This window comes from Burkholderia sp. BCC1638 (genome assembly GCF_902833195.1).
GTDB lineage: Bacteria > Pseudomonadota > Gammaproteobacteria > Burkholderiales > Burkholderiaceae > Burkholderia > Burkholderia diffusa.
In genome coordinates this window covers 23,094-29,093 of record NZ_CADFEC010000046.1, presented here as the reverse complement: position 1 = coordinate 29,093, position 6,000 = coordinate 23,094, and the positions used below count along the sequence as shown (strand labels likewise).

Below are 6,000 nucleotides of genomic sequence, written 5' to 3'. Positions count from 1 at the left end.
GCGAGAAATAAGGTGCATCCTCGGGGCAAACTTCTCCGAATGGGCGGCGCTTCGCTTCGGTATCCGGCCATTCCCCGCCCACATCGCCGACCACCTCGCGCGATCGCCTATTAATCAGTGTTTCCCTAGCGGTGTCCGTTCGAGCGCTAATCGCGCGCAGCGCAGCCTCGAAATGACCTGCCCGGCGACGAACCGAAGCAGGGACGGCCTCGAGGAGCATGCGATGCCTGCGGCAGCATTCAACTTCTGGATCGAGCCACTCGCGCTTGCAGCTTGGCGCCGAGACGTCAACATCATTCAAAACCTACCCAAACGATCGATCGCTAATCACTGCCTCTAATGATCGGGAAAGCAATTGCCAGCTCTCGTGCGCCTGTCCCGGCTCCGCCATCCTGAGTTGCCGCTCCAGTACACTGCATTGCTGCGCAAGCTCATGCTGCTGCACAATGCCCAACGCGCCTTTCAGCGAATGCAGCTCCGACAGCATTGCCGCCACATCACCGCGAGCATGCGCCGCCTTCAGTACTTCGAGCGACTTCGTGCACGACTTGTGAAACACCGCGAAGAGCGAGGCCGGCATCGCGTGCTCGCCCAGCAACGCGCCGCTCGTGCCGTCACCAACGCCATGCGCTGCGCCACCCGTGGCCTGCGTCAGCACGCGCGCAAGCCCGTCAAGCGACAGCGGTTTGGAGATAACTGTTCGAACGCCGAGTTCGGCACATCGCCGGCGCTCGTCGACCGTTGCGTCAGCGGTCACTGCGACGATTGGCGTCTGTGGCCAGCGCGCACGCATGATCTGCGCAAGGACGTAGCCGTCCATCCGCGGCATGTTGAGATCGGTGAGTACAACGTCGAAAGTTTCATCGGACAGCACCCGTAATGCATCGACGCCGTCCGCGACAATTTGAGCCGTACAGCCGAGGAGTGTCAGTTGCTCGTCGAACAACCGCTGGTTAACCTCATTGTCTTCCGCAACCAGGACATGCAGGCCGAGCTGCGGCGCCTGGACATGGCTATCTGCCGACGCGCCGGCGGTGCATGCCTCGTCGAGCGGTACGAGCGGTTTGTTATTCAGCAGATGGTCAAGCGCAGCGCGCAGCCCAGCCGGCGCATAACACGATACCGTCACCACGCGACCGACACGCACGGGCTGCAACGGGCAGCTAACGCCACAATTGATCACAGCCTGGCAGTCCTCGACGATGCGGTTTTCGCTGTCCGCTGACCACCCGTTGCGATCCCCGCAGATGACAAGCACTCGACCGCTGACCTCCGGCAGATCATCCGGATGACGGAAAGCATCGATCTCAGCGCCCCATGCTTCAATCAATGTCGCGGCATACGTATGCCACTCATTCGCCTCAGCCAGCAACATCACGCGCTTCCCGGCAAGGATGCGTGCGTCTGCCATGATCGACGTGTCTGAGGACTTGATCTGATCAAGCGGCACACGTACTGTAAAGCGGCTACCCCTGCCGACATCGCCGTCGAACTCGATCGTTCCGCCCATGCCGACCGTCAGACGCTGGCATAGCGCAAGACCAAGCCCCGTGCCGCCAAAGCGTCGGGAAATCGATGAGTCAGCCTGCGCAAACGCCTTGAACAACTGTGCGCGCTGCTCGGCATCGATACCGATGCCAGTATCGGTTACCGTCACAACGAGCGTACCGCTGCTGGCTATGTCACCGACGGTGGGTTCATACGCGATGCCGAGCGTAACCTTGCCTTCGTCGGTAAACTTGATGGCGTTCGACAGCAGGTTGTGCACGACCTGCGCAAGGCGAACCGGATCGCCGTGCATCGGTTGATCGATCGACGCGCCGAACATGCCGTACAGCTCAATACCCTTCGCATGCGCAACCGGAGCGAACATCGTAAGCGCCCGCTCGATGACGTCGGCCACCTTGAACTGGATACGCTCGAATTGCATTTCGCCCGCCTCGATCTTCGAAAAGTCGAGCACGTCCTGGATGATCGCGAGCAGACCATTGGACGATGTGCGGATCGTTCGCAACCGGTCGCGCTGAAGTGGATTCAACGATGAGTGAGCAAGCAGCTCTAAATTGCCCATGATCGCGTTGAGCGGTGTGCGAATCTCGTGACTCATCGTGGCAAGGAAGGCAGATTTGGCTGCACTCGCCTGGTCGGCAGCGACCTTCGCGTCGCGCAGCTGCTGTTGCAGTTCGCGGTTCGCGGTCATATCGACAAATGCGGCGACGATTACGTCTTCGCCCAGGTACCGCCCCAGTGCGAAGCGCGCCTGCAGCGCGATTTCGCCGCGGTCGATCGTGGGCAACATCACGTCTTCCTGGAACACTTCGTCGGATTCACCGACTCGTGCCGCTTTCAGCCGCACATATCGCTTCGCCAACTCGCCCAACAACCTGTCCATACCGCCTTCGATCAGGTGACTCAGTGCGTGGAGCGACGATCCACCGTATAGCAGGGCGCCGTTTCCCGCGGACACGAGTCCGATGCCGACCGGTACCGTTTCAATGACCGTACGGCTTAGTCGTTCACTGTCGAACACTTGTTCGGAGCGCGCGTACATGGGACGGAATACACGACGGTTGAGCTGGTACAACATGAACCAGATGGCCACGAGCACAGCCAACGAAATGGCGGCCGCAGCGAGCGCTTTGCTCCAGATGGCGTCGGCAATATCAAGCCACGAGTAACTGTAGACGAGCGAATAACCCGTGGTACCGATGCGTCGCGCAAGCAGATAGCGGCCACCGTCGCGATGCTCGACTACTCTGCCGGCTACCGGCCCGTGCGCCCGCTGCCACTGCGACACGTAATCGAGCAATTTCAGATTCGGCTTTTCTTTCGCCGCCGTGGCGATGACGTCACCGTTATCATTGACAATCGCATACACGCCTTTGTACGCCCCATCGAGGATCGGCCACACCAGATCAGCGGGATCTACTTCGTCCACGAGCACCGCTTCGATCCTGCCATGGTGAACGACAGGTGCCGCAAGTCGCAGCATCTCCTGGCCATTGGGCAGCCGGTAGCGATGCGGCGACCAGTTCACTACCGGTCGCACGTTGTGAACTCCCGGAGGCACCGCATCGAGCAATGCTTCGGCACCGTCGGTAAGCTCCTGCACGAATGCCGTACGACCCGCTACACTGGTCAGCCGGGCCGGACTATCAATCGACGATGTAGGCAGGATGCCTACGATCTGGCGACCGGGGCTGAAGAAAATCTGAGTCGACTGCCGCTCCAGCACTTTCGACATCGCAATGTTGGCACGGCCAATCTGGGTCGCGAACTGAATGTAGTGCGCAATCTCGTCGTCGGTCGGCTGCGCACCCGGTGCTGCCGCGATCAGCAATTCCAGCCGTTCGGCGGGAAACGGCTTCCAGGATAGTAAGTTGCCGCGGGCGCGGAAACGCGCAATAAGACTGGCCGGCACCTCATGCTCGTCGCTCCATGAAAGTTCCGCACGAACCAGCCCGTTCAAGAACGAATGCTCGTTCGCAGCGACACGTCCGCGTACAAGTCGGTGCGCAATTGTGAACATCTCGCGCTCGTCGTCGATGTAAGTACGTACCAGCAACGTCACGTCGGCGAGAAGCGCAACGATCATGACCAGTACAGCGGCACAGCGTCCGCCTGTCATCAGAAGGCGGTGATAGCGGCGCAGCTCACCGAGTGTCTGGCGCAGAAGAGGCATATTAGGGTCCGATCTAGCGGTGCAACGAGGTACGAAGTGTATTCTCGTTGAAAGCCGTAGCATACGGCTCACTACAGGAAACGCTTCGGTTACACTAACCGCGCGTTATCTCTAAATACGCAGTGCCACCCCGCATCCCCCGACCCGTCATGAACATCCGCATCATCCTGGCCGACGATCATCCCACCGTACTGTCCGGCGTCCGTTATGAACTCGGGCGGGTGCCGACGATCGAGATCGTCGGCACGGCAGCGAGTACAGACGATCTGGTCGCACTGTTGTCGCGTAACAAATGCGACGTGCTCATCACTGATTACGCGATGCCCGGCGGCGGCTTCGTGGACGGTCTGCCGTTGCTGCAATACCTGCGGCGCACATGGCCCGACATGAAGGTAATCGTACTGACGACGATCGATAACCCGGCCATGCTGCAGGAAATGTCGAAAAGCGGCGTGGATGGCGTGCTCAGCAAGCTCGATGATATCGATCACCTGATCGCGGCAACACATGCCGTGTACGCTGGAGCGACCTACTATTCCCCCAGTGTGCGAGCCAAGACCGCCGCAACCGCGATCGCATCCCACACCGCGCCAGCGTTGTCACCACGCGAGGCGGAAGTCATCCGCCTCTATACATCTGGTCTATCGATCAGCGAGATCGCCGCGCAGTTGAATCGTACAAAACAAACCGTCAGCGCGCAGAAAATCAAAGCGATGAAAAAGCTCTCCATCGAACGCGACGCCGACCTGTTTCAGTACGCGTACGAAACTGGGCTCGTCGCGTCAGGTACCAAGGATGCGGCTGACGGCTGACGGCTGACGGCTGACGGCTGACGGCTGACGGCTGACGGCTGACGGCTGACGGCTGACGGCTGACGGCTGACGCAGCATACCGATCACCCGCTGACGCGTCCAGCGCTCCGCACTACTTCGACCGCAAATAAGACTTGTCTTATTTATTTCAAAGAAAAATAAGACAAGTCATCCAGACGGCGTCAGGGCCTACCGCTATATTTTGATACTTGATATGCATCAATCAATGCGGAGAGGCCAAATCATGCTTGCAAACAATACATTCAACGTACTGATTGCGGATGATCATCCGCTTATCCTTGCTGGTATTGACGCAACGTTGCGCAGCTTGCGGCAGTTGCGAATCGTCGGTTCGGCGTGCAACTCCACTGAGATCGTCGAGTTTCTGGAAAAACGACGATGCGACTTGCTGATCACGGATTTCGTGATGCCCGACGGTAAGTTCAACGACGGAATCACGATGCTCACGTATATCCGGTCGCATTATCCGGATCTGCGGATTATCGTGTTTACCGCGCTTGACAGCACCATACTGACCGGGAGCCTGCTGAAACTAGGTGTGAAGGGAATCGTCAGCAAGATCGACGACCTCGGACATTTGATATCCTCGATCTACTCGGTGCGCTCGGGCAACGAATATTTGTCGCCCAGCGTGAGCCGCGGACTCAAAAGTGCGCGTGGCAGCCGCCGGACAACCGATCTCACAAAAAACGAGTTGGAAGTGCTGCGCCTATACGTGTCGGGTATGTCGGTCACAGAGATCGCCGCACGGCTGCACCGCACGAAGCAAACGATCAGCGCGCAAAAGCTTAAGGCAATGCAAAAACTCGGTGTCGAGCGGGACGCGGATCTGTACCAAATGGTTTACGAATCGGGGCTCGATACTGCCGCTATCTTCCAGAATTGAGTCGCCGCGATCATCAACACCATCACCATCCGGAGATTCGTGACTGACTGCGAGAACACAATGCGTGTTGTGTCACGACGCTTCGGGTCACACGATGACTGCATGTGTGTGCGCCATTGACCTGACCGTCCCTTTCGGCAGCGTCATCTGGCTTCTAGCAGTGCCTTTAAAATTGATAGATTGATTTAACGCCTCTTCGGCGCCACGAATATTCCCATGCAGGTCAGGGGTGTCGCTCGTTGAGCGACGGTGCCACCGCGCGCACCGACGAACTGATCGCGCTGCTGTCGCGTACACCCTGCGACGTGCTGATCACCGATTATGTAATGGCGGGCGGCCCCTTCGTGGACAAACTATCGCTGCTTCAATCCGTGTGCTGCGCACATGGCCCGGCATGAAGGTGATTGTCCTGACGGCGATCGACAACCCAAGGGATCTTCCAAAGCGACGCCCATGGCGTCCTCAGCAGGCTCGACGATAAGGGCCACCTGGTCGTGTCTGCGCGACGGCGCGACGTATTTTTCGCCGAGCGTCACGCCACATACGATGCCGGCGGTGACGTCGTTGGAGGCGGCGGCGAAGGTGGCGCGGCTGGCGAA

General features: G+C 59.0%; 5 protein-coding genes. 4 read left to right on the top strand and 1 reads right to left on the bottom strand.

What is annotated here, in order from left to right:
* Positions 1-340 (top strand): hypothetical protein (locus HWX22_RS31815; RefSeq protein ID WP_208456634.1); only part of this gene is annotated, 340 nt, incomplete at its 5' end.
* Here the strand turns inward: HWX22_RS31815 and HWX22_RS29950 are convergent.
* Positions 305-3,682, bottom strand: coding sequence for a hybrid sensor histidine kinase/response regulator (locus HWX22_RS29950; protein WP_175916929.1), 3,378 nt, complete (start codon positions 3,680-3,682; stop codon positions 305-307). The genes HWX22_RS31815 and HWX22_RS29950 overlap by 36 nt on opposite strands.
* Positions 3,683-3,831: 149 nt before the next feature.
* On the opposite strand from HWX22_RS29950, the gene HWX22_RS29945 reads away from it, so the two are divergent.
* From HWX22_RS29945 to HWX22_RS29935, 3 genes are all read left to right on the top strand, one after another.
* Entirely contained in the window at positions 3,832-4,494 is a 663-nt protein-coding gene (locus HWX22_RS29945) for a response regulator transcription factor (RefSeq protein ID WP_175916928.1), read from the top strand.
* A 244-nt stretch (positions 4,495-4,738) separates the two neighbouring features.
* Positions 4,739-5,401, top strand: a complete 663-nt coding sequence (locus tag HWX22_RS29940; RefSeq protein WP_059820837.1) for a response regulator transcription factor — start codon at positions 4,739-4,741, stop codon at positions 5,399-5,401.
* A gap of 239 nt (positions 5,402-5,640) precedes the next feature.
* Positions 5,641-5,799 carry a hypothetical protein gene (locus HWX22_RS29935; protein WP_175911533.1) on the top strand — a complete coding sequence of 53 codons (159 nt, stop codon included), beginning with the start codon at positions 5,641-5,643 and terminating at the stop codon, positions 5,797-5,799.
* The last annotated feature ends 201 nt before the right edge of the window (positions 5,800-6,000 follow it).